Raw genomic sequence first — 21,669 nt, 5'->3', positions numbered from 1 at the left:
CAAAGGGACGCCCCTTTGCTTCCATTTTTTCGACGTCCCATACACTCATTTGAAAGTAGGTAAACAGAATGAAATCGGAAAAAGAGAAGATGTTGGCTGGGGAAATGTACAATCCTGCTGACCCATTATTAGTTAAGGAACGTGAGGAAGCTAGACGAAAAGTTAGAATATATAATCAAACATCGGAAACCGAAGGGGAAAAACGCACACAGTTATTAAAGAAATTACTCGGTTCAACCGGGGAAATCGTCGTTATGGAGCCGAATATCCGCTTTGATTATGGCTATAACACCCATGTGGGAGAGAACTTTTTTGCGAATTTCGATTGTACCATATTGGATGTTTGTGAAGTTCGCTTTGGCGACAATTGCATGCTGGCACCTGGCGTCCAGATCTATACAGCAACACATCCACTTCATCCAACTGAACGGAATTCAGGGCGGGAATATGCCAAGCCGATTACGTTTGGAAATAATGTCTGGATTGGAGGAAGTGCCATCATAAACCCGGGGGTAACGGTGGGCGACAATGTCGTAATTGCATCAGGAGCAGTTGTTACGAAGGATGTGCCAGATAACGTTGTCGTTGGCGGCAATCCAGCGAGAGTTATTAAACAGATTGAACTTTAAGCTAGCTTGTTTTTGGACAGGAAGAAATGTCTAGATCAGGTCTGACCCTGGGAATGAAGTGTGAATGAAAGGAGGAAACAAGAATGAAGGAACCGGTTATTATTGTCGGAGCTGGCTTATCTGGGCTTCATGCGGCCGCTTTACTGCAAGCAAAAGGAATAACCTGCAGAGTGCTGGAGGCGCGCAGCCGGATTGGGGGCAGGGTTTTGAGCTTGGAGGTCAAAGACAGTCCGGAGATTGGCAGGTTTGATATGGGTCCAACCTGGTTCTGGCCGAATCACGAGCCTGCCATAACCAAATTGGTGAAAGAGCTTGGATTGTCCACCATTGAACAGCATACCGCTGGAGCAATGCTTTTTGAACAATCGCAAACTGGGCAAGTACAGCGGCATGTTCTCCCAGAAGGCGCAGTTGAGAGGTCGATGCGGCTGGAAGGCGGCATCCAGGCCCTTATTGATGCTCTTGCATCCTCGCTTCCACCTGGGACCGTTGAACTGAATACCCGGGTTAATGCAATCCAACTGGATCAGTCAGGCGGAGTTAAAATAGAAGCAGAACAGGCTGATAGAAAAATGACAAGCATCCAGGGAGCAGCTGTAATCCTGGCATTGCCGCCACGGATACTGGCAAAAAGGATCACCTTTTCACCGGCACTCCCCGATGGAATGATAGCCAGCCTGAAAGAAAAACCGACGTGGATGGCGGGCCAGGCCAAAGTAGTAGCGATTTACGATCGGCCATTCTGGAAGGAGGCTGGTCTCTCCGGTCAGGTCACCAGCTGGGCCGGCCTCTTGCAGGAAATTCATGATGCTTCACCTGAAACAGGATATGGCGCACTTTTTGGTTTTTTCGGGATCCCGGCAAAAATGCGTCAAGAACTTGGTGAGGAACCTACTCTGAGACTGGTCACTGACCAATTGACAAGGCTGTTTGGTCTACAAGCCGGAGAACCTATTGCTCTCCTTTACAAAGATTGGGCGAGCGATCCAGAAACAGCAGTGGAGGAAGATGCCCAACCGTTGACCAGCTTTCCAGAGTATGGCCTGCCAGCTGGAAAGAGTTCGTGGGAAAAGAGGGTTATTTTTGCTGGTACAGAAACAGCGCCTGGACATGGCGGACATCTGGAAGGTGCACTTCAGGCAGCTGAGCGAGCGGCATCTGAAGTATTGAAGGTTTTAAGATAAGGAATAAGGCCTGATCCAATGGGGTCGGGCCTTATCATATTCGTCATTGTTATTTAAAAATATTTTGCTGCATCTTGGTGAAGTCATCTTCCTGGTAGTAACTGTTTTTTACCAGTATATTCGGTCCCAGGCAAGAGACAGCTGGGCAGTGGCAGCTTAGTTCACGTGCAGTCCCTGATTCCTGCCATTTTTGAAAAGCGTCTTCAAGCCTCGTGTCCTTGATATTCCCAAGCGGCGGGGTGTCACCGAAATCGGTGACGATGATATCACCGTTGAAAATATTCACATTGAGACGTGAGCGTCCGTCTGGGTCATTCCGTACGGTAACATTCTTGCTGGTATAAAGGCGTCTTAACAGTTCGAGATCTTCCTGTTTATCGCTGCATGCATAAAAAGGCAGCGTCCCGAACAACATCCATACGTTCTCATCACGGACATCAAGCAGTTGATGAATGGCCGCGCGGATTTCCTCAAGTGTCAGTGATTCCAGGCTGCTGGCGAAATCGCTAGGGTACATAGGGTGCACCTCATGCCTCTGGCAGTTCATTTCCTCGACGATTTGCCTGTGGATTTTTTCAAGATACGGTAAAGTGCGCTTGTTCAGCATCGTTTCTGCCGAAACCATGACACCGGCTTTGACGAGCTCTCTGCTGTTTTCTATCATTCTTGTAAAATATTTTTCGCGCTGGTGGTAGTCAGGTTTCTTTTCCATCATCGCAAATCCGCCTTGAACGAAGTCATCGACAGTACCCCAGTTGTGGGAGATATGAAGAACATCCAAATAGGGAATGATCATCTCATAGCGCGACAAATCCATTGTCAAATTCGAATTGATTTGCGTCCGGACACCACGGTCAGAAGCATATTTCAAAATCGGCACAACGTAATTTTTTACAGAAGAAAGGGACAGCATCGGCTCCCCGCCGGTTATGCTCAAAGAGCGTAGTTTCGGGATTTCGTCCAACCGGTGCAATAGCAGCTCCATTGGAAGTGCAGCAGGGTCCTTGGTCTGCAATGTATAGCCGACAGCGCAATGCTCGCAACGCATATTGCAAAGGGTAGTAGTCGTGAATTCGATATTGGTGAGTTGAGGGCTGCCATATTGTTCGACATCAAGATAAGCTTCCCAGGGGTCGTGTTGAGGGGTAATTGGTTTTATGTCTGTCATAGTAGGCTCCTTATAATAAATTGAATTAAGAAAACCACTTCATTATAACTGAGTTGCCATGCTTAGACTATTCCTTCACCCCTATTTTTTAAAAAGGGAGCATAAAGCCGGAAGCTTTGCTGCTGCCAGTGATTTTTGCCCGGTTTGCCTTCGGATTAGAGTGCTGAAAAAAGGAGGGCGTCTTTTTGACCGGGAGAATGGGGGCCTATTCGCAGGCTGCTCGGATTTTAGGGGAATCTCTTTTTCAAGAATACTCCTTAATGCCCATGATTTCCTGCGAGTGGTTCGTTTTACCTATTTTTCTTGCCGTGATATAGTATTAACTAACGAACTTGAGAGGAAGTTGTCATCGATGAGTTGTCATGCATGCGTGGTCAGTAATCTGCAGTTTGAGATAATGGTAGAAGGGGAGCCGAATTTGTCCATTTATCCTGAAGTGGTTCAGCATATGGAACGCAACGGTGAATTGGTCCGTGCTGAAGGGAATGCTTTAGTTGTAAGTGAAACGGGAATGAGGGATTTCCTTGATTTTTGCTATGATCATATGGACTCGGATAAGGTCTTATTTCGTCTGGATGAAGGGAAATGGCGGCTGCTTTCAGAATCGGAAGAAGTTCTTGAAAGCCAGTGGATTGACGAAGTCATCCGCAAAGAGCAGGTGACTTGCCATGCTCAGCCGATTCTTGATGCTGAAGGGGATACATACGCCCATGAGATGCTGGCCAGATTTTACCGCGAGGATGGTACGATGATATATCCTGGTGAAATCTTTGGTGCTGCCAAAAAGCGTGACCGGTTATATGCTCTCGACCGGATTTGCCGAATGGCTGCAGTCAGGGCAGCTTCATTTACGGACAAGAAGGTATTCATCAACTTCATACCAACCTCTATCTATTCTCCAGAATTCTGCCTGAGGTCCACGACTATGCTGGCTGACCGGTTAGGAGTTCATCCAGACAGGCTTGTGTTTGAAGTGGTGGAGACAGAAAAAGTCGAGGACACAGACCATTTGAAAAGAATACTCGCATTTTATAAAGAAAAGGGTTTCCGCTATGCGCTTGATGATGTGGGTGAAGGGTACAGTACATTGGATTTGCTTTCAGAGTTGCAGCCGCATTACATGAAACTGGATATGCAATATGTCCAGGGAGTAGCTCAAAGTGAAAAGAAGCAGCAAACGGCGCTTGCATTCCTTGATGAGGCGATTAAGCTGGGTTCTGTTCCGCTCGCAGAGGGAATTGAAGTGGAAGAAGATTTTGAGTGGCTTAAGGAAAAAGGTTATATGTTATTCCAGGGGTATTTGTTTGGAAGGCCCGCTCCAATTGGAACCCTAGAAAGACAAAACTAGTGATCTCGCAACCACTAGTTTTTCTTTTGGGGTTTATTAGAATAGTGACGGTAACCATTGCCGCCATTGCGTTTCATTTGGTACATTGCTGTGTCGGCATGTTCAAGCAGTTCCTTGCTGTTCCTAGCCTTGTTCGGATAAGAGGCAATTCCTCCGCTGGCTGTCAGCACAGCGCTGGTTTTATCTACTGTCAAAGGTTCATGGAAGCCTTCCATTATTCTTTTCGCTAGCTCATTACATTCACTTTCATGAAAAACAACCAGGAATTCATCCCCGCCAAGTCTGCCGACTACTGCCCTTCCTTCAGTTATTTCAATGAGCCTATTTCCAATTGCCATCAAAAACTGGTCGCCAACAAAATGGCCACCGAACCGGTCATTAATTTGTTTGAACCCATCAAAATCAATAAGCATCACGCTGAAACTCTTTTCTTTTTTTATCATATATTCAACTAGCATCGTTAAAATTCTTCTATTGGGCAGGCTTGTCAGTTCATCATGGTAAGCTAGAAATTTAATGTGTTCTTCTTGGCGTTTTTTGTCTGTGATATCTTCGATGATCAGGTGAAAGGAAATATCCCTTTGGTTATGTAATTTGACAATGGATAGATGTACATCCTTATAATTTGCCTGTTTGGTGAGCATCCGTGCTTCTATTTTCCGTATGCAGTCTGTTTTTGGATTTAACAGACACTCCTCCATTGAGCTAACCTTTTTAAATGGAAAGAGTGTGTAGATAGACTTCCCCTGTAAATCTTCCTTTGTGTACTGCGTCGTATGAAGGGCATGTTGATTTACTGCTACGATTCGTCCCTTGCCGTCTATGGAAATCATGGCATCAGGATATTGCTCATAAAGATGTTGATACGTTGAAAGTGAATCCTTTAACTTGCTTAGGTACCAAAGCAGCCCAAGAGACGTAGTGACGATTGGCAGAGCTTTTTTTTGAAGGAATGACTTCCAGCGGGACTTCAACAATAACCTTGCAGCCAAAGTAATCCCTCCTGCTGTGTTTGCATAATTTGGTTTCAAATACCTATCAATACCCTTTGTTTAGGTCTATAAACTCAGTTTTTTATATAAGTTGAGCGAATAAACCATGAAAAAGGTCTGAAATTCATTCGTAAGTGCTTAGGGCAAAAAAGAAACCGCAGAATAATCCGGTTTCCTCTGGTGGCAAAAGTTTTACTCAAAAGCTAAGACGATCGTTTACTCATTCATAGTAGGGTCCAGGGAATTTCTTGCTTCCCAAGTCTCCTTTATTTCTTTTATGGCGGCAGAAAGCAGAGCAATATCCTTCTGGATTTGAGCTTTAATGGCGTTGTCAGCACTTGATAGATAGTCGTTTTTTAATTGTAATAATTCCCTCTGGAACAGAAAAAGTGTAAGCATCTTTATCTCCCCTTTTGGTGAAACGTTCTCTCTCTCTATATATAGTCCTAAATACCCAAATAGTCATTCTGTTAAACTGGAAATTGGATATATTTTCAAAAAAAACAAACTCGGAGGCTAGTAGTCGTAATCAAAAATAAAGCCTCATCCGCATTTGCAGATAAGGCTTTTTGTTTGAAATGCTAGGCAGTGGCTGCCGCCTTTTTTTGTGCACTGGCTGCTTCTGAAGTCTTTCTCAGGTAGTAGTACCAGTTTAGGATAATTGACAGTACATAGAATCCAATGAAGATAAAGAGTGCAGGAGCATAGCCACCGGAAATATTGATGGACCAGCCGAACAGCTTAGGAATGACGAAGGATCCATATGCTGCGAAGGCTGCTGTAAAACCGAGCACTGGTGCTGCTTCTTTCGGAACGAAAATTCCAGGGATCATTTGGAATGTTGAACCAGAACCGATTCCTGAAGCAATGAACAGGATCAGGAATGAAATAAGGAAGCCGCTGAATTGTTTGTTGCCAAGGAAAAAGATGACGCTTCCTGCTCCGATCATCATCACGAACAAGACAATCGCTGTCAGCTTGGCTCCACCCATCTTATCAGCAAGCCATCCGCCTACAGGGCGAGATGCTGCAGCAAGGAATGCGCCAAGGAATGCCAATGAAATATGTTCAGGGAATTGTGATTTCAATAAAAGCGGGAATGCCGCTGAGTATCCAATGAAAGATCCGAATGTTGCTACGTAAAGCCATGTCATGATCCAAGTGTGCTTTCTTTTTACAATGACGAATTGATCTGAGAATGATTGCTTTGTTCCAGGCAGGTTATCCATGCCAAACCATGCAGCGATCGTTACGATCGCAATCGGGATCAGCCAGATGAATGCTGCGTTTTGAAGAAAAACTTCCTGGTCATTTGATAATTTTTGTCCATCGCCAGAAATAAATGCAAAGGTTCCAGTTGTAATGATTAAAGGTGTAACGAATTGAACGACTGAAACACCCATGTTACCTAAACCGCCATTAATTCCAAGTGCTGTACCGCGTGCTTTTTTCGGAAAGAAGAAACTGATGTTGGATGAAGAACTTGAAAAGTTACCGCCACCCAGGCCGCAAAGTGCTGCTAGTAAAAGCATGACTGAATATGGTGTTTCAGGATTCTGAACTGCAAAGCCGATACCAACAGCCGGAATGGCAAGAACTGCAGTTGTCAGGACTGTCCAATAACGTCCGCCCATCATACCTACGCCGAAAGTATATACAAACCGTAAAGTTGCCCCGACAAGACCTGGCATTGCTGCCAAAGTGAAAAGCTGCTGTTGGGTAAAACTAAAACCAATATCATTCAATCGAATTGCCACTACAGACCAGATTTGCCAGACAATGAAAGCGAGCATTAAAGAAGGTACCGAAATCCACAAGTTACGTTGGGCATGTTTTTTTCCTTCAGATTTCCAAAAACGTTCGTCTTCAGGATTCCATGTATTTATACGAGCCATTTTAATTCCTCCATATATTTTGATTAGGTGTTTACAAGATTAATAAACCATTTATATCACAGCCAAGGTGTGACGTACCTCACAAATATTTTAGTGCACACAATTCTGTCAAAAAGTCTTGAACAATTTATGACAGAGTGTGATAAAAGTAGTACCCATAGGGGTTTTACCGGATGGTAAAGGGTCTTTCCGCAGCAAAAAAACCAGGAAAAAGGGAAGGGATTAGTCTGCGAGGTGCTTCGGAATATTGTCAAATACACCTCACAAAGTTGAAACGATCTCGCTTCAATTTTGTGATTTAATAGTATATAGATTGTGAAATTATGAGCAAAAAAAGAACGGAGGTAAAATGATTGAAGTATCCGAATTTATTTACCGTTGGAAAGATAGGAAGCTTAATGCTCAAGAACAGAGTCGTGATGCCAGCGATGGGAACACGGCTGGCCACTGCCCATGGAGAAATGACCGATCAGCAAGTCCGTTATTATGAGGAAAGAGCTAAGGGAGGAGCGGGCTTAATCATTACTGAGTTTACGACAGTGGATTTTGAAATGGGAAGAGCGGTAGTCAACCAGCTCAGGATCGATGATGACCGTTTTATACCAGGGTTCCGCAGGCTAGCAGACGCAATTCATATTTATGGAGCAAGGGTGTTTATCCAGCTGCACCATGCTGGAAGAGAATCAGCCTCCTATTTGACAAATGGGAAACAAATTGTTGCTCCAAGTCCGGTTATATGTGAAGCAATAGGTGAAGAACCCAGGGAGTTGACCACCGTAGAGGTAAAGGAAATCATCCAGCAATTCGTGGACGGGGCAGCCCGCTGTCAGGCTGCTGGCATTGATGGAGTGGAATTGCACGGAGCGCATGGTTACTTGATCAATCAATTCCTCAGTCCGAATACGAATATCCGTACAGATGAGTACGGAGGAAATGTTGAAAAAAGAATGAGATTTATAGAGGAAATCATCACCGGGATTAAAGAGAGATGCGGAGCAGATTTTCCTGTCACTGTTCGGCTTAGCGTCAGTGAGTTTGAAGAAGGCGGTCTGGATCTGCCGTTGAGCAGGGAAATAGCCAGACATCTAGAAAAGGCAGGCGCTGATGGACTACATGCGAGCTCGGGGAACTATAATACGATGGAAACGGTCATTGAATCACCACTTTATGAAGAAGGCTGGAGAGTCTACTTGGCTGAAGAAATCAAGAAGGAAGTCAACATCCCAATCTTTGCCGTAGGCAATATCCGTGACCCGCAATTCGTGGAATCAATTTTAGCAGAAGGCAGGGCAGATTTCGTCGCGATTGGCCGTGGACATATCGCGGATCCAGATTGGGTGCGAAAAGTGGCAGAGGGACGTGAGCAGGAAATCAGAATGTGCATTTCCTGTCTTCATTGCATTTACACACAAGGCTCTGTCGAGTGTTCCGTCAATGTCAGAGCAGGTCGTGAGCTCGAATACTTGGAAATGGAAAAGATCCATGAGAAGCGCCATGTGGTGATTGTCGGAGGAGGTCCGGGCGGGATGGAAGCGGCAAGGGTTTTAGCACTCAAAGGGTACAAGGTAACTCTTTTTGAAAAAAACAGCAAGCTAGGCGGACAGCTCAACCTAGTAACTGACCCCGTCTATAAAAAGAAAATGAAAAAATATGTAAAGTACTTAAATAATGAAATGGCGAGGCTGAATATTCATATCAGACGGAATACAGAGGCGACTGTCGAGTTGATCAAAATGCTGGACCCTTACGCTGTTCTTCTGGCAACGGGAGGAATCCCTTATACGCCGGATATGGAAGGGTATGACCTGCCACATGTATGTAATTATAGAGCGATAAAAGTTGAAGACAGTGTCCTCCAAGGCAAAAAGGTTGCGGTTGTAGGAAGCGGAATGGTTTGCCATAGCACATCCCGCAGACTTTTGGAGCAAGGAAATGAAGTGGTTCTCATTGAGGTACTGACTGAATCCGCCAGGAAAATTAGTCCTGTGACAAGAAAGAAACTGCAGGGAAAGCTGCAGAATGAAGGGATTCAGGTCGTTACCGGTCACGATGTAGTCAAGGTAGCTCCTCAGGGACTTATCTTACAAGAGAAAGAAACGGGCACGAGGGTGGAAATCGATGCGGATCAGGTTGTCATAGCTATGGGAGTCCAGGCTTATAATCCATTGGAACACCCATTGAGAATGGAAATGGAGAATGTCTTTGTGATTGGTGATGCAGCAGGCAATACATCGCTGGCTGATGCAACAAGAGAGGGGTTTGAAACAGCCTATTCACTTGAAACATTAGTTAAGCAGCCGGCTTTGAAATAGAAGGACATACTTTATTGGCGAAAATGAAACTATATCGACCACATTTCAAGATATTTCAGCGGATTTTTGATTTTATCGACCACATTTTAGGATATATCGACCACATCCCATCGAGACTGCTAATTTGCAGACTTTTTACACATCAAAGAAGCCTAGATTCACTCGCGGTCTAGGCTTCTTTGTAAACTCGGTTAGTAACCTTTACTCTCTTTTAATGGTGACCGGGTATAAATAAGGAACTGCTGGTTCTTCGGTGATCTCCCATTTGGAGACTTTGACAAGCGGGATAGCGGTGTCCATGTAGGAACCGGCCTCAATGACACCTTCTATTTTGATCCACGTGTCTTTTTCGATCTTCGCTGCGTCTGGGAACTCAGATAAAAATCCGATGATGCTGGCATCTGCGACACAGTGGGTGACTAGGAATCGTGAGACGACCAGCTGATTTTCTGTAAAGCCTTCCTCTTTATACACGAATCCATAGAGACTTACCTTCCTGCCCTGGAACTTATTGATGTCAGAGCTGATTTTCTCATAGTAAGAAGAATAGATACTGTCATTAAAGATGATGGTTGACCCTGTCTCCAGCTCTTTTATCTTTTTATTGTACTCTTCATCTGTCATTTGATTTTCATAACCTGTGGCAGTCTCGGTCCCTTCTGGTACTTGTCCAGCCGAATCATCGCTTTCTTCTGCTGGCAGGCCGGCTTCGTTGGTTTCCTGGCTATCTGCCTGTTCTGTCGTTTCACTCGTTGTCTGATTTCCCTGTCCGCTTTTGCTTGAGCCGGCAATGGACAGCATCGCGCCCTTTTTATCGGCGATCGCGGAGTCGAGAACCTTTGCAGGCAGGAAAAAGCCTGATAGTAATGGCAGGACAATGATTGAGTAGGATAGCAGTTTTTTTACCGAAAAAGGTGTTGTCCCATGATCATGAAAATGGTCATGGTGATCATCATGAGAGCAGCATTCTCCCATATGACTGCAGGAGTCGTGGTCATGTTCCCCCTTTATTGTCCAGACTCGAGTAAGTTGGATAAAAAACAGGAGCAAAAATAGGAACGCGGCTGCCTGACTTAAAAGCAAATACTTTGGATTGATGAATAAATAAATCTTTCCTGTAAAATGCAGCATATAAATCAAGACGGAAAATCCGAGCAGGATCAGGGACCTTGCCGCCTGCTGTGCATGGAATTGCATGGACAAGACCTCCTATAGCATGCCGCCAAACAGCATGAGAATAGTGAATACAGTGCCAGCGACGAGTGCAAGAACGGTCATGACAAATTTAAACCGGAATACGCTCATCATGATCAGCGTGTTTTTCAAGTCAATCATCGGTCCAAAAATCAGGAAGCCAAGGATCGAGGTTGAAGGAAAGATGCTGCTGAAGGAAGCCCCAATGAAGGCATCCGCCTCAGAGCAAAGCGACAGGAAGAACGCTAGTCCCATCATGACAGCCAGCGAGGAAGCCGCACCACTGCCGATTTCCAATAAGGTTTTCGCCGGCATATAGGTCTGGACCATAGCGGCCAGAAATGCACCGATGATCAGATACTTGGCCATGTCGAAAAACTCATCAATCGAATGCTGGAGCATGGCCCAGAACTTTTCGAGGAAGGACTGTTTTCCGGAATGGCTAAGCACATGCATTGAAGTGCTTTTTTTTGAACTGTGTTCCTTTGAAAATCATTCCAACCATGAGGGCGACAAGAATCGCGATGGCAAATCCCAATCCCATCCGAAGCGCAGCGATTTTAAAATCATTGCCAAAAGCCATATAGGTAGACGCAATGACAATCGGATTGATGAGGGGCCCTGTCAGCATGAAACCAATGGCAGCGGCTATCGGGACTCCTTTGCCGACTAGCCTGCGGATGATAGGCACGATTCCGCATTCGCACGCTGGAAAAAGAGCGCCAACACTGCAGCTCATAATAATCGCCAAATATTTGTTCTTAGGAATCCATCTGCTTATATGCTCCTCAGTGACAAAAATCTGGATCATTCCCGCAATCAGCACCCCGATCAGGACGAAAGGGAAGGCTTCTATTAAAATACTGAGAAAGATCGTATTCAGATTTAAAATGGAAGAAGGAATCTCCAACTTACTCTGAAAACCCATCCCCAGGCTTAGCAGCAAAAGAAACGCCAGAATGACAGCAAAACCTGTAATGTCCAATAAATTGGAGCGGATTAATCGAATCATTTTATCCTCCTAGTTAGTTTTACTAGATTGTACTATTTAATTTAAGAAAATATGTACAATCTAGTAAAAAGACTATCAATTTAACACTTTTTCCAGTGTCTGAAGATTTTTCCGCATCAGGCTGAAATAGTCCTCTTGATTCTTCATATCTTCAGCCGAGATGGACTCAAGGTTATACAGGGTAACTGTCTCAGCACCAATTTCCCGTTGAATCATTTCTGCCACGCGTGACGAAACATTCTGTTCAAACGCAATGTATTTCAAATCATGTTCTTTTGCTTCTTCAATCAAATTTGTCAATTCACGTTGTGAAGGCTCCTGGGTAGGAGAAAGCCCATTGACAGCGATCTGGATGATTCCATATCTATTGGACCAGTATCCATAAGCTTCATGGGCAACTAAAAGATGTTTATTTTCAGCCTGTTCAATCACATTCTTGAATTCATTGTCCAATTCCTTTAGGTCTTTCTCAAGTAGCGCAAAATTCTGTTCAAATTCCTGTTCACGATCAGGCATGAGCTCGATCAAGGAATCTTTGATATTTGCTGCCAGTTTGATAGACAGAATAGGATCAAGCCAAACATGGGGATCCAAGTTTTGGTCATGCTGCTCCTCGTCCGAGTGAGAGGCATCTTCGTCCTGGTGCTCTTCATCAGAGTGAGAGGCAGCGTCGTCCTTGTGTTCTTCATCAGAGTGAGAGGCATCTCCTTCCTGGTGCTGTTCATCGGAATGAGACTCCTCTTCATCATGAGAATGCGTATGGCCAGACTCAATCATGTCCACATTCTCTGCTGCCTTTACCATCATGACCTTTTCATTTCTCAAGGCTTTCTCCGCTTTTTCGGTGAACCCCTCGATTCCAGCTCCGGAATAGATGAACAAATCAGCTTCTGCCAAATTCATCATATCCTTCGTGCTTGGTTCGAAGCTGTGAGCGTCTACATTCGGTGGATAGATGCTTTCCACTTCAACAAATTCCCCGCCAATTTTCTTCGCAAAATCCTGAAGAGGGTAGATGGTTGTATAGACAGTCAGTTTATTAGCCTCAGATTCATCTTTTTTGGCTGATTTCTCGCTGGAAGAACAGCCGGCCAGTGTCAGACCCACTAATAGCAGTAATCCAAGCGATAGTTTAGTAATTCTCATAGTGATCTCCTTAAACGATATTTTCATTAATCGAAATGATTACGATTTAAAGTTTAAAACAGAAATTCAAATTTGTAAATTATTTTAGGAATCATTACGATTTAATTCCTTTTGGACAGAATCGACTATGCCCTTAAAGAGAGAAGGGCAGTGAAGTATTTTCATTTATAAATAATTGACAAGCAGGAAGGAAGCGATTATTATCAATCTCAAATCGTAATGATTACGATTAGTGAGGTCTAATTGAATAGTATGCTAAGCGGAAGGCATGTATGTGAAAAAATCAAAATAAATAAAGAGGTGTAGAAATGAACAGGAAAATCCCTGTAACTGTATTGAGCGGCTACCTTGGTTCAGGAAAGACCACGTTACTGAATCATATATTGAACAATCGGGAGAATAAAAAAATTGCAGTGATTGTAAATGATATGAGTGAAGTGAATATCGACGCCGCTCTGATTAAAAATGGAGGCTTTTCAAAAACGGAGGAGAAGCTGGTCGAGCTTCAAAACGGCTGTATATGCTGTACATTAAGAGAGGATTTAATAATTGAAGTGGAGCGTCTGGCGAAGGCTGGGGACGTTGACTATATCGTTATTGAATCGTCCGGGATTTCAGAACCGATTCCGGTTGCCCAGACATTTACTTATGTGGATGAGGAACTGGGGATTAATTTATCGGAGTGGTGTAATCTCGACACTATGGTAACGGTGGTTGATGCAAACAGGTTTTGGCATGATTTCTCTTCAGGGGAAAGCCTTTTGGACAGAAAGGAAGGTACAGATGAGAATGATACACGAGAGGTCGTCGACTTATTGATTGATCAGATCGAGTTTGCTAATGTCATCCTTTTAAACAAAAAGGATCTGGTCGATGCCGATGTCTACCTTGAGTTGAAGGCAGTACTGCAAAAGCTGAATCCGGGTGCAAGAATCATTGAATCCAGTCATTCAAGGGTAAGGATGGAGGAAGTTCTCGATACGGGATTGTTCAATTTTGAAGAGGCCAGCCAGGGAGCAGGTTGGATAAAGGAACTAAATGAAGAACATGTCCCCGAAACAGAGGAATTCGGTATATCTGCATTTGTTTACAGGAGGAAGCGTCCATTCCACCCTGCGAGATGGATGAGGTGGCTTGAGGAATGGCCTGAGGATATTGTTAGGGCAAAAGGCTTTTTCTGGCTGGCAACCCGTAATGATGTAGCAGGATTAATATCCCAGGCCGGACCTTCCATCATGCTGGAGGCTGCCGGAGAGTGGATTGACGCCTACCCGGAGGATGAGAAAAATCAAATTTTAAAAGAAGAGCCTGAATTATTGGCAAAATGGGATATTGAATTTGGGGATCGAATGACGGAGTTGGTTTTTATTGGCGTGAAGATGGATGTGCATGAGATTATTGGTAAACTTGATCAATGTCTGGTGACAGATGAAGAAATGCTGATGGATTGGCGTCAATTCCCTGATCATCTTCCGCCTTTCACCGTACCGGTGGAGAGTGGCAGCTAAGATGGTATTCGGCAGTGTACAGGTGATAGCAGGACGTAAGTTTCATAAAAGGGATTTAAAGGCTAATTAAAAACAAAGCGATTATTGGAGTTGCGCTTACTGAATATATGTGATTAAATATCTTTATGTTATTTTATAAATCGTAATGATTACGATTATCTTTAAGAGAGGAGTGAGTCTATTGGCTAAAAAATCAAAGGTTGTAAAAGAAAAAAAACGCCAGGAGCTGGTGTTGAAATATGCAGACCTGCGCAGGGAACTGAAAGAAAAGGGCGATTACGAAGCGCTGAGGAAGCTACCGCGTGATTCTGCACCGACTCGCTTGAAAAATCGTTGTGAAGTGACCGGAAGACCGCGTGGATATCTCCGTAAATTCAAAATGTCGCGTATTGCTTTCCGTGAATACGCCCATAAAGGCCAGATTCCGGGCGTGAAAAAATCCAGCTGGTAGAAAGATTGGAGGAATTTACGATGAAGGAAAACATTCATCCTAATTATCATAAAGTAGTATTCATGGATACAAACAACTGCTTTAAGTTTTAACAGGATCGACAAAGAATTCGACCCAAACAACCGAGTGGGAAGATGGCAACACTTATCCGCTTATTAAAGTAGAGGTAAGCTCTGATACTCATCCGTTTTATACGGGCGTCCAAAAGTTTTCTGACCGCGGAGGCCGGACTGAAAGATTTATGAAGAGGTATAATTTAAAGGATAAATAAAATGTAAGTCAGCTGAGGTGGACATATGAATTCACATTTAATGGAGATTCTCTCGAGAGATATAATAAAATCACTTCCAATTGAACAAAGAGAGGTCTATGAGTATGTTGTTCGGCTGGAAGACGATTTGGCTCAACAAGCTGAGACATCTGATGAATTTATGTCACTCCTTGTTAAGCATGCACCTCACAGACAGGCAGCAAGGCATTTCAATTTAACATTCGGGCAGCTGATGGCGCTAATGAGAGAAGCGGAAAATTATATCAATCAGCAGCTAGAGAAAAAATCGGAGAATATGACTTGGGTTGATCTCACGGAACAAGTTCTTTCAAGAAGAAGGATCGTTAATGACAAAATAAAATATTTTTATTTCTCAGTTAATGAAGTTCATTCGTGATTTTTTTTATTTTACAAATCGTAATGATTACGTTTTATTTAGCAGGAGGGTATAAATGTGTACGAATGGATTGTAATAGGTGGAGGCATACAAGGATGTACGGTCGCCACCTTTTTGTTAAAAAACAAAAAGGTTTTACCAGGTAATCTCTGTATTATTGATCCGCATGAAAAACCTTTATCTAATTGGACAAGAAATACTGGGTTAATTGGTATGAAGTTTCTTCGTTCTCCATTCGTGCATCACCTTGATGCCGATCCATTCAGCCTCATCAGTTTTACAAAAAAAAAGAACCTCAAGGATAACGAATTTTACGGTCAATACAAGCGTCCATCGCTGAAGATTTTTAATGAACATAATCAGCATCTTTTTCAAGAGACAGCTTTGGAACAATCCTGGCAGCAGGGTTATGTCAATGACATCGAGAAGGTTAAGGACCACTGGAGGGTTCATACATTAGACGGTAAAAGCTTGGTTGGCAGGAATATCGTATTGGCACTAAGTGTAAATGACCAGTTACATATTCCTAAATGGGCAGACGCACTTTATGAAGAATCCAACCAGGTCTTTCATGTCTTCGATAAAACTGCCTCTATCCAGGAGCTGAAGCCTCCCATTGCCGTAGTAGGAGGAGGAATCACTTCTGCGCATCTTGTGATCAAGCTAGCTGCGATGTATCCGGGAGGTGTCACCTTAATCAAAAGGCATCCCTTCAGAGTTTTCGATTTTGATAGCGATCCGGGATGGCTGGGACCAAAGAAACAAACTGCCTATCGTCAAATCAGCGATTATGAAAAACGCAGGGATGTCATTATCGGTGCGAGGAACAGAGGGTCGCTGACTACGGAACTATTCCAGAAGCTAAAGAAACTAGAAAATGAACAAAAGATCAAGGTAGTGGATGATGAGGTAAAATCAGCAAGTAAAGGGGACAGGAAAGAGATTAACCTTATACTTGAACAACAAGAGGTCAGCGTAAAATCGATCGTTTTCGCCACAGGATTTAAGCCCGGTCGCCCTGGCGGCGGATGGCTGGACAAGGCGATAGAAAAATTTGATCTCCCATGTGCCCGATGTGGTTATCCAATTGTCAGTCCAAAGCTCGAATGGTGCCCTCACCTTTACGTGATGGGAGCTCTTGCCGAACTGGAGATTGGTCCTATTGCCCGAAATATCTCTGGTGCACGTCAGGCAGCCGAAAGAATACTTCACAATAGATAAAAGAAATTAGGAGGAAAGAAAAAATGAGAGTCAAAATTACCCTTGCATGCACGGAAACAGGAGACAGAAATTACATTACAACCAAAAATAAAAGGAATAATCCTGATCGGATCGAATTAAAAAAGTATTGCCCGCGCTTAAAGAGATACACGCTGCATAGAGAGACGAAATAAGGAGAATTGCAAGTCTTTAAATTGATTTTTGCGCTCTGATTTTCAGTGGCCGGAAAATGGCTTGGTAAGGGGGAGAAGCTTAATGCTCTCACCCTTATTTTAATGCTGGCTTCGCATATGCTACAATAGAGTCTGCTTAAAATTGTTTCGGCTATAGGAGGCTCTTTCATGCTTAACAATGATATAACAATCCGTTTGCGCTACGCCTTGGATATAAAGGATACCGATATGGTAGAGATCTTCAATCTAGGCGGGGTGAACGTGACGAAGGACGATGTCCGCATGATGCTGCAGAGGGTAGATGAAGATGAATTTGGTGAGGAGATTGTCCCAGAGGGCTACATAAGGATCAACAATGCAATGATGGAGCAGTTCTTGAATGGGATGGTTACTTTTAAAAGAGGCAAGCGTCCAGGGGAGACTGGTGCCCCGCCACTGACCGGAGAGACTGTGAATAACCAGCTTTTGAAAAAAATGAAGATCGCCCTGTCGCTCACGAGCGAGGATATGCTTGAGATTTTTGACCTTGCGGGAGTCCGCGTCAGCAAAGGTGAATTAGGGGCGATTTTACGAAAAGAAGGGCACAAGAACTACCGGGAATGCGGCGATAAATTTGCTCGGAATTTCCTGAAGGGCCTGGCTTTGAAATTCCGCGGATAGAAATCTGAAGAGACGGTACTCATGAAGCATGAGTACCGTCTTCTTGTTGCTTAGGAAATTATAAAAATATTTAAGTGTGGATGACTACATGTAGTTTTCTTAATCCAGCTCCAGCGCCTAGCCCCTCGAGTCGCTTGTCCAGCTGCGGCTCCTAACTCCTTGAGACGCTTGTCTAGCTGCGGCTCCTAACTCCTCGAGACGCTTCGGTCCTGCCAATGAAGTCAAAGACCGACTTCACTGTCAGGCCCTCCAGCGCTTGTCGGGGCTGACCAAGGCGCTTGTGCTTTTCTTATTTTGTAAGCTGGATTTCTTTGATTTTCTGGCGCTGTTCCTCTGGTCACCATGCCCCGCAGTCATCGGAGACGACACAGACGGCACATTTTTCAAGGTCGTAGACTTTCATCCCGCTGATGGGAGGGGAATAGAGGTGGAGAGTGACGAGCCCTTTTGCTGCGTCTGCCTGCATTTTATGCACTCCTTTTTGCGGAGCATAGAAGAATTTCCCTTGATGATGATACTCCTTGAACAGTTCTTTTGGCAGGCTGTTGTCGATGACTTCGTAAACTGAATTAATGGAAGTGCCGTTAAGAACCTGGATCCACCCATGGGAATCGCCGTGGTCGTGCGGAGCGCACTCTAAATCTGACCAGTTCATCACAAGGAGCTCGACATCCTCGGTTTTGTACAGAAGTTTCCGGTAATAAGGCTTGCCGGAAGACGATTGAAGAAAGGGCTTCAACTCTTCTTCAGACATATTGATATTCGCCAGGGCTTTCTTCATCTCTTGTTTGGAAGGGTTTTTTAGTAAATCTAACAGTTTTTTTGCCTGAGAATTCAAAGTCATGGGCACTCCCACCTTCTTCATTTTTTAAAAATCGTACTCGCCACTAAACGTGCAAGACCACCATTGACAATAACCACTCCAATAATAATTATGATTCCGCCAATCGCACTTATGAGGATAAATTTTTCATGTAAAAGAAAGATGGCGGCAATTAGCGTAGCCAGCGGCTCAAGGTATAAGAACATTGACACTTTCGAGGCATCCAAAACTTCCAGTGCCTTTCCCCAATACCAATAGCCAATTCCAGATACAAATATCGCAAGGAATAAAAGATGTGCCCACTCTGTCTCGGTCAGCATGGGCAGAGATTCCCAGCCTTTGTTGCGGATGATAAAAGGGAGGGTGAGCATAAAGCCGATCAGGCTCATGTAAAAAGTCACCAAGAGTGCAGGATACGGGATGTGGAGCTTTTTTAGCAGGATGGAATAGATCGCCCAGTTCAATGTGCTGAGAATCATCAGGATGAAGCCGAAGTTCATCGCGAACTCGAAGGAATGGCCGCTCCGGGTCGTTGTGACAAGAAAGACGCCTGCTATGGCGACCAGCATTCCGAGGACCACCAAATGTGGGATGTATCCGATCGAAATCCGCAGACGAGAACGGTTGAGCAGTAAAATTACCAATAAAAATAAAGCTCCTAGGCCAAAGCGGAGCACCAATAAGGAGTAAGGATCGAGCTTTGCGAGTACAGCTTTTGCAGAAACGAAGGAAACTCCCCAAAAACTGATCGATAATAGGGCATAAAAAGAAGCGGTAAGCTTAGCGCGTAACGGAATCATGGAATGGAATCCTTTCTGGCGGACAAGTTTTCTACTAATTTATGCTTGTCCTGGCGGAAGAAGAATCATGAAAGATTATCCAGTAATATTTACAAAATAATGTAAAACTGAGATAATGAAGCAAATGACTGAGGAGGGAAAGTAAGTTTATGGAACCAACAACTAATTGCTAATTATTAATTTTATTAATAAGGATTTTGTATTGAGTGTAAAAGTACCTATATTGCATAGGTTTATTTCGTTATGCTCTTTATGGAATGTCGGCAATTAGAAGATAACTTACTTTACTGAATCGTGATAGAGATTTTTGGCATGTGCTTATTTGTGCTTGCTGGAATTGTTGATTCAAGACTGTAGGGATTTCTACGGTCTTTTTTGTTTATATATAAGAAAAGTAATTTTTTCTTCGGGAATTGTCCAGCTCCAGCGCTTGTCGGGCCTGACCAAGGCGCTTCCGCTTTTCTTATACAATTGAATAGTAAATAAGTTCTTCTTTGTGCTGTCCATAAAAAGCGTAGCTTCATTATGGATGAAAGAAGGAATGGATATGTTAGAACTGAAAGTGCATGGAATCAAAAAATATATGGAAGCGACGCTGGTCGTGAACAGTTTTACATTGGAGGCATTTGAAGGGGATAAAGTGGGGATTGTCGGTGCGAACGGCAGTGGTAAGAGCACGGTTCTCAAGGTGATTGCCGGGATCGAACCAATGCATTATTATCCGGGCTATCCGCAAACCTCGAGTCCGGGATATGATGAAGGGCTTGTCCATCGTCCTCGGGGAGCTTCGTTTGCCTATCTGGAACAAATGCCTTCCTATCCGGGCGGTCTGAAAGTGATCGATGTACTGAATCTTGCATTTGAAGAGGTTCATGAGGTTGAAAAACAGATGCGTGAAATGGAGGCTCAGATGCAGGTTTTAGAGGATGGTGCTTTGGAAAAAGCGCTCAATAAATATAGTGATCTGGTAAATCTCTACGAGGCAAAGGGCGGGTACGATCAGGAGGAGAAACTAAGCAAGGTTTGCACCGGGCTTAAGTTTACCGAAAGCTTTTTACAGAGGGATTTCGATTTGCTGAGCGGCGGGGAGAAAACAACGGTTGGATTGGGGAAGATTCTGATTCACCAGCCGGATATCCTGCTGCTCGATGAGCCGACGAACCACCTGGATATGGAGTCGATTGAATGGCTGGAAGGCTTTTTGAAAAATTATAAAGGAATCGTGCTGATTGTCTCGCATGACCGCTATTTCCTTGATAATGTCGTCAATAAAATCGTCGAGATCGAGGATATGGAAACGATTAGCTACAGGGGGAATTATTCTTCTTTTATCAGTCAAAAGGAAGAGAATATGCGGGTACAATATGAGCAGTTCCGTGAGCAACAGAAAAAGGTCAACAATATGGAGAAGCAGGTGACGAGCCTGCGGGACTGGGCGTTGCGGGCGGATAATAACAAATTTTTCAGGCGTGCAGCGAGCATTCAGAAGAAGCTCGATAAGCTGGACCGTATTGATAAACCGATTTTCGAGCGGCGGAATATGAGGCTTCATTTTAACGATACGATGAGATCAGGGAATGAAACGATCAAGGCAGTTGGTGTTTCTAAGCGTTATGAAGACCAGTTGATTTTTGATGGCGCTGATTTGATGGTTCATTACGGTGAGCGCGTCGGCCTTGTTGGTCCGAATGGCAGCGGCAAAACGACATTCCTGAAGATGCTTTTAGGTGAAGAACAGCCGGATTCAGGCGTGGTCGAGTTGGGTGCGAATGTGATGGCCGCCTATTTGCCTCAGAAGATTGAATTTAATAATGAAGAGCTGACGGTGCTTGAGTGTTTCCGTGAAGATATCTCAATTGTGGAAGGGAAAGCGCGCGAGTACCTGGCGAAATTCATGTTTTACAAAAAAAAGTGTCTTTAAGAAGGTGAAGTTCCTGTCAGGCGGGGAGCGGATCAGACTCAAGCTGGCGATGCTGATGTTCCAGGATATCAATTTGCTGATCCTTGATGAGCCGACAAATCATCTGGATATCGAATCCATTGAGACCTTGGAGGCAGCGCTTGCCGACTTTAAAGGCACAATTTTCTTCATTTCTCATGACCGTTATTTTATCAATAAAATCGGGGAGCGCGTGATTGCGGTTGAGAATTGTGGGCTGAAGAGCTATGAAGGGAATTACGATGATTATAAAAGGGAGAGAGCAGCAGTCGAGCCGATGCCGATTCTAAAGGAAAAGGCAGAAAAGGTGCAGCGATTATCCTCACCAGACCCGGGTGAAAAGCTTTTGAAAAAGATTGAAAGCCTGGAGAAAGAAATCACCGAGCTTGATCTAGTGATGGGAATCCGGAAATCTTATGAAGAACTGGATCAGCTGTTTAGCAGGAAGCAGCAATTAAATAACGAGCTTGAGCTGGCAATGGAGATGTGGTTGAGTGCCGGTGAGTAAGGGTTTGGAAGCATGGATTCGTTCATGCTTCCTTTTTA

The 21,669-nt window shown here is 44.0% G+C and carries 20 protein-coding genes and 2 pseudogenes; 13 read left to right on the top strand and 9 right to left on the bottom strand.

Annotation, left to right across the window (positions count from 1 at the left end):
- Nucleotides 1–68: 68 nt before the first annotated feature.
- Nucleotides 69–629: a sugar O-acetyltransferase gene (locus LC048_RS20600; RefSeq protein ID WP_226605850.1), complete on the top strand. Its 561-nt coding sequence runs from the start codon at nt 69–71 to the stop codon at nt 627–629.
- A gap of 83 nt (nt 630–712) precedes the next feature.
- Nucleotides 713–1,813, top strand: a complete 1,101-nt coding sequence (locus LC048_RS20595) for a flavin monoamine oxidase family protein (protein ID WP_306048654.1) — start codon at nt 713–715, stop codon at nt 1,811–1,813.
- A 49-nt stretch (nt 1,814–1,862) separates the two neighbouring features.
- Here LC048_RS20595 and yfkAB read toward each other — a convergent pair whose 3' ends face one another.
- Nucleotides 1,863–2,981, bottom strand: a complete 1,119-nt coding sequence (gene yfkAB / locus LC048_RS20590; RefSeq protein WP_226605846.1) for a radical SAM/CxCxxxxC motif protein YfkAB — start codon at nt 2,979–2,981, stop codon at nt 1,863–1,865.
- A 352-nt stretch (nt 2,982–3,333) separates the two neighbouring features.
- Here yfkAB and LC048_RS20585 point away from each other — a divergent pair, with 352 nt between their 5' ends.
- Nucleotides 3,334–4,329, top strand: a complete 996-nt coding sequence (locus LC048_RS20585) for an EAL domain-containing protein (RefSeq protein WP_226605844.1) — start codon at nt 3,334–3,336, stop codon at nt 4,327–4,329.
- A 14-nt stretch (nt 4,330–4,343) separates the two neighbouring features.
- Here the strand turns inward: LC048_RS20585 and LC048_RS20580 are convergent, their stop codons facing one another.
- From LC048_RS20580 to LC048_RS20570, 3 genes are all read right to left on the bottom strand, one after another.
- Complete coding sequence (locus LC048_RS20580; protein WP_306048652.1) at nt 4,344–5,321, bottom strand: sensor domain-containing diguanylate cyclase; 978 nt, start codon at nt 5,319–5,321, stop codon at nt 4,344–4,346.
- A gap of 216 nt (nt 5,322–5,537) precedes the next feature.
- Nucleotides 5,538–5,720, bottom strand: coding sequence for a hypothetical protein (locus LC048_RS20575; protein WP_226605827.1), 183 nt, complete (start codon nt 5,718–5,720; stop codon nt 5,538–5,540).
- A 182-nt stretch (nt 5,721–5,902) separates the two neighbouring features.
- Complete coding sequence (locus tag LC048_RS20570) at nt 5,903–7,216, bottom strand: MFS transporter (protein ID WP_306048649.1); 1,314 nt, start codon at nt 7,214–7,216, stop codon at nt 5,903–5,905.
- Between the two features lie 353 nt (nt 7,217–7,569).
- On the opposite strand from LC048_RS20570, the gene LC048_RS20565 reads away from it, so the two are divergent.
- Entirely contained in the window at nt 7,570–9,528 is a 1,959-nt protein-coding gene (locus LC048_RS20565; RefSeq protein WP_226605822.1) for an oxidoreductase, read from the top strand.
- 201 nt (nt 9,529–9,729) lie between these two features.
- Here the strand turns inward: LC048_RS20565 and LC048_RS20560 are convergent, their stop codons facing one another.
- The 3 genes and pseudogenes from LC048_RS20560 to LC048_RS20550 form a co-directional block, all read right to left on the bottom strand.
- Complete coding sequence (locus tag LC048_RS20560; RefSeq protein ID WP_226605819.1) at nt 9,730–10,725, bottom strand: TIGR03943 family putative permease subunit; 996 nt, start codon at nt 10,723–10,725, stop codon at nt 9,730–9,732.
- Between the two features lie 12 nt (nt 10,726–10,737).
- Nucleotides 10,738–11,734 (bottom strand): annotated as a pseudogene (locus tag LC048_RS20555) (permease).
- A gap of 75 nt (nt 11,735–11,809) precedes the next feature.
- Nucleotides 11,810–12,880, bottom strand: coding sequence for a metal ABC transporter solute-binding protein, Zn/Mn family (locus LC048_RS20550; protein ID WP_226605815.1), 1,071 nt, complete (start codon nt 12,878–12,880; stop codon nt 11,810–11,812).
- 308 nt (nt 12,881–13,188) lie between these two features.
- Between LC048_RS20550 and LC048_RS20545 the strand changes: the two genes are divergently transcribed.
- The 7 genes and pseudogenes from LC048_RS20545 to LC048_RS20515 all read left to right on the top strand — a co-directional run bounded on the left by LC048_RS20545 (nt 13,189) and on the right by LC048_RS20515 (nt 17,561).
- Nucleotides 13,189–14,388, top strand: a complete 1,200-nt coding sequence (locus LC048_RS20545) for a GTP-binding protein (protein WP_226605812.1) — start codon at nt 13,189–13,191, stop codon at nt 14,386–14,388.
- Nucleotides 14,389–14,569: 181 nt separating this feature from the next.
- Nucleotides 14,570–14,839: a 30S ribosomal protein S14 gene (rpsN, locus tag LC048_RS20540; RefSeq protein ID WP_167832349.1), complete on the top strand. Its 270-nt coding sequence runs from the start codon at nt 14,570–14,572 to the stop codon at nt 14,837–14,839.
- 20 nt (nt 14,840–14,859) lie between these two features.
- Nucleotides 14,860–15,110 (top strand): annotated as a pseudogene (locus tag LC048_RS20535) (type B 50S ribosomal protein L31).
- Nucleotides 15,111–15,135: 25 nt separating this feature from the next.
- Nucleotides 15,136–15,507, top strand: a complete 372-nt coding sequence (locus LC048_RS20530) for a hypothetical protein (protein ID WP_226605810.1) — start codon at nt 15,136–15,138, stop codon at nt 15,505–15,507.
- A gap of 57 nt (nt 15,508–15,564) precedes the next feature.
- Complete coding sequence (locus tag LC048_RS20525; RefSeq protein WP_226605795.1) at nt 15,565–16,728, top strand: FAD/NAD(P)-binding protein; 1,164 nt, start codon at nt 15,565–15,567, stop codon at nt 16,726–16,728.
- Nucleotides 16,729–16,751: 23 nt separating this feature from the next.
- Entirely contained in the window at nt 16,752–16,901 is a 150-nt protein-coding gene (rpmG, locus tag LC048_RS20520; RefSeq protein WP_079504591.1) for a 50S ribosomal protein L33, read from the top strand.
- Between the two features lie 168 nt (nt 16,902–17,069).
- Nucleotides 17,070–17,561: a YehS family protein gene (locus LC048_RS20515; protein ID WP_226605792.1), complete on the top strand. Its 492-nt coding sequence runs from the start codon at nt 17,070–17,072 to the stop codon at nt 17,559–17,561.
- Nucleotides 17,562–17,898: 337 nt separating this feature from the next.
- Here LC048_RS20515 and LC048_RS20510 read toward each other — a convergent pair whose 3' ends face one another.
- Entirely contained in the window at nt 17,899–18,405 is a 507-nt protein-coding gene (locus LC048_RS20510) for a cysteine dioxygenase (protein WP_306048646.1), read from the bottom strand.
- Between the two features lie 17 nt (nt 18,406–18,422).
- Complete coding sequence (locus LC048_RS20505; RefSeq protein ID WP_226605775.1) at nt 18,423–19,184, bottom strand: DMT family transporter; 762 nt, start codon at nt 19,182–19,184, stop codon at nt 18,423–18,425.
- Between the two features lie 547 nt (nt 19,185–19,731).
- Here LC048_RS20505 and LC048_RS20500 point away from each other — a divergent pair.
- Together LC048_RS20500 and LC048_RS20495 are read left to right on the top strand one after the other, a co-directional pair.
- A complete protein-coding gene (locus LC048_RS20500) occupies nt 19,732–21,105 on the top strand; it encodes an ABC-F family ATP-binding cassette domain-containing protein (RefSeq protein ID WP_306048644.1) in 1,374 nt (457 codons plus the stop codon).
- A gap of 4 nt (nt 21,106–21,109) precedes the next feature.
- Nucleotides 21,110–21,631: an ABC transporter C-terminal domain-containing protein gene (locus LC048_RS20495; protein ID WP_306048642.1), complete on the top strand. Its 522-nt coding sequence runs from the start codon at nt 21,110–21,112 to the stop codon at nt 21,629–21,631.
- Nucleotides 21,632–21,669: the final 38 nt, after the last annotated feature.

This window comes from Mesobacillus subterraneus (assembly GCF_020524355.2).
GTDB classification, from domain to species: domain Bacteria; phylum Bacillota; class Bacilli; order Bacillales; family Cytobacillaceae; genus Mesobacillus; species Mesobacillus subterraneus_C.
Note: the sequence above shows the minus strand (reverse complement) of the source record. Positions and strands in the feature narration are given on the sequence as shown.

What these genes read in the sequence shown, in the direction of transcription:
- LC048_RS20600 (WP_226605850.1), top strand. Translation starts at nt 69, where the DNA reads ATGAAATCGGAAAAAGAGAAGATGTTGGCTGGGGAAATGTACAATCCT.
- LC048_RS20595 (WP_306048654.1), top strand. Translation starts at nt 713, where the DNA reads ATGAAGGAACCGGTTATTATTGTCGGAGCTGGCTTATCTGGGCTTCAT.
- yfkAB (WP_226605846.1), bottom strand. Translation starts at nt 2,981, where the DNA reads ATGACAGACATAAAACCAATTACCCCTCAACACGACCCCTGGGAAGCT.
- LC048_RS20585 (WP_226605844.1), top strand. Translation starts at nt 3,334, where the DNA reads ATGAGTTGTCATGCATGCGTGGTCAGTAATCTGCAGTTTGAGATAATG.
- LC048_RS20575 (WP_226605827.1), bottom strand. Translation starts at nt 5,720, where the DNA reads ATGCTTACACTTTTTCTGTTCCAGAGGGAATTATTACAATTAAAAAAC.
- LC048_RS20570 (WP_306048649.1), bottom strand. Translation starts at nt 7,216, where the DNA reads ATGGCTCGTATAAATACATGGAATCCTGAAGACGAACGTTTTTGGAAA.
- LC048_RS20560 (WP_226605819.1), bottom strand. Translation starts at nt 10,725, where the DNA reads ATGCAATTCCATGCACAGCAGGCGGCAAGGTCCCTGATCCTGCTCGGA.
- LC048_RS20550 (WP_226605815.1), bottom strand. Translation starts at nt 12,880, where the DNA reads ATGAGAATTACTAAACTATCGCTTGGATTACTGCTATTAGTGGGTCTG.
- LC048_RS20545 (WP_226605812.1), top strand. Translation starts at nt 13,189, where the DNA reads ATGAACAGGAAAATCCCTGTAACTGTATTGAGCGGCTACCTTGGTTCA.
- LC048_RS20530 (WP_226605810.1), top strand. Translation starts at nt 15,136, where the DNA reads ATGAATTCACATTTAATGGAGATTCTCTCGAGAGATATAATAAAATCA.
- rpmG (WP_079504591.1), top strand. Translation starts at nt 16,752, where the DNA reads ATGAGAGTCAAAATTACCCTTGCATGCACGGAAACAGGAGACAGAAAT.
- LC048_RS20515 (WP_226605792.1), top strand. Translation starts at nt 17,070, where the DNA reads ATGCTTAACAATGATATAACAATCCGTTTGCGCTACGCCTTGGATATA.
- LC048_RS20510 (WP_306048646.1), bottom strand. Translation starts at nt 18,405, where the DNA reads ATGACTTTGAATTCTCAGGCAAAAAAACTGTTAGATTTACTAAAAAAC.
- LC048_RS20505 (WP_226605775.1), bottom strand. Translation starts at nt 19,184, where the DNA reads ATGATTCCGTTACGCGCTAAGCTTACCGCTTCTTTTTATGCCCTATTA.
- LC048_RS20500 (WP_306048644.1), top strand. Translation starts at nt 19,732, where the DNA reads ATGTTAGAACTGAAAGTGCATGGAATCAAAAAATATATGGAAGCGACG.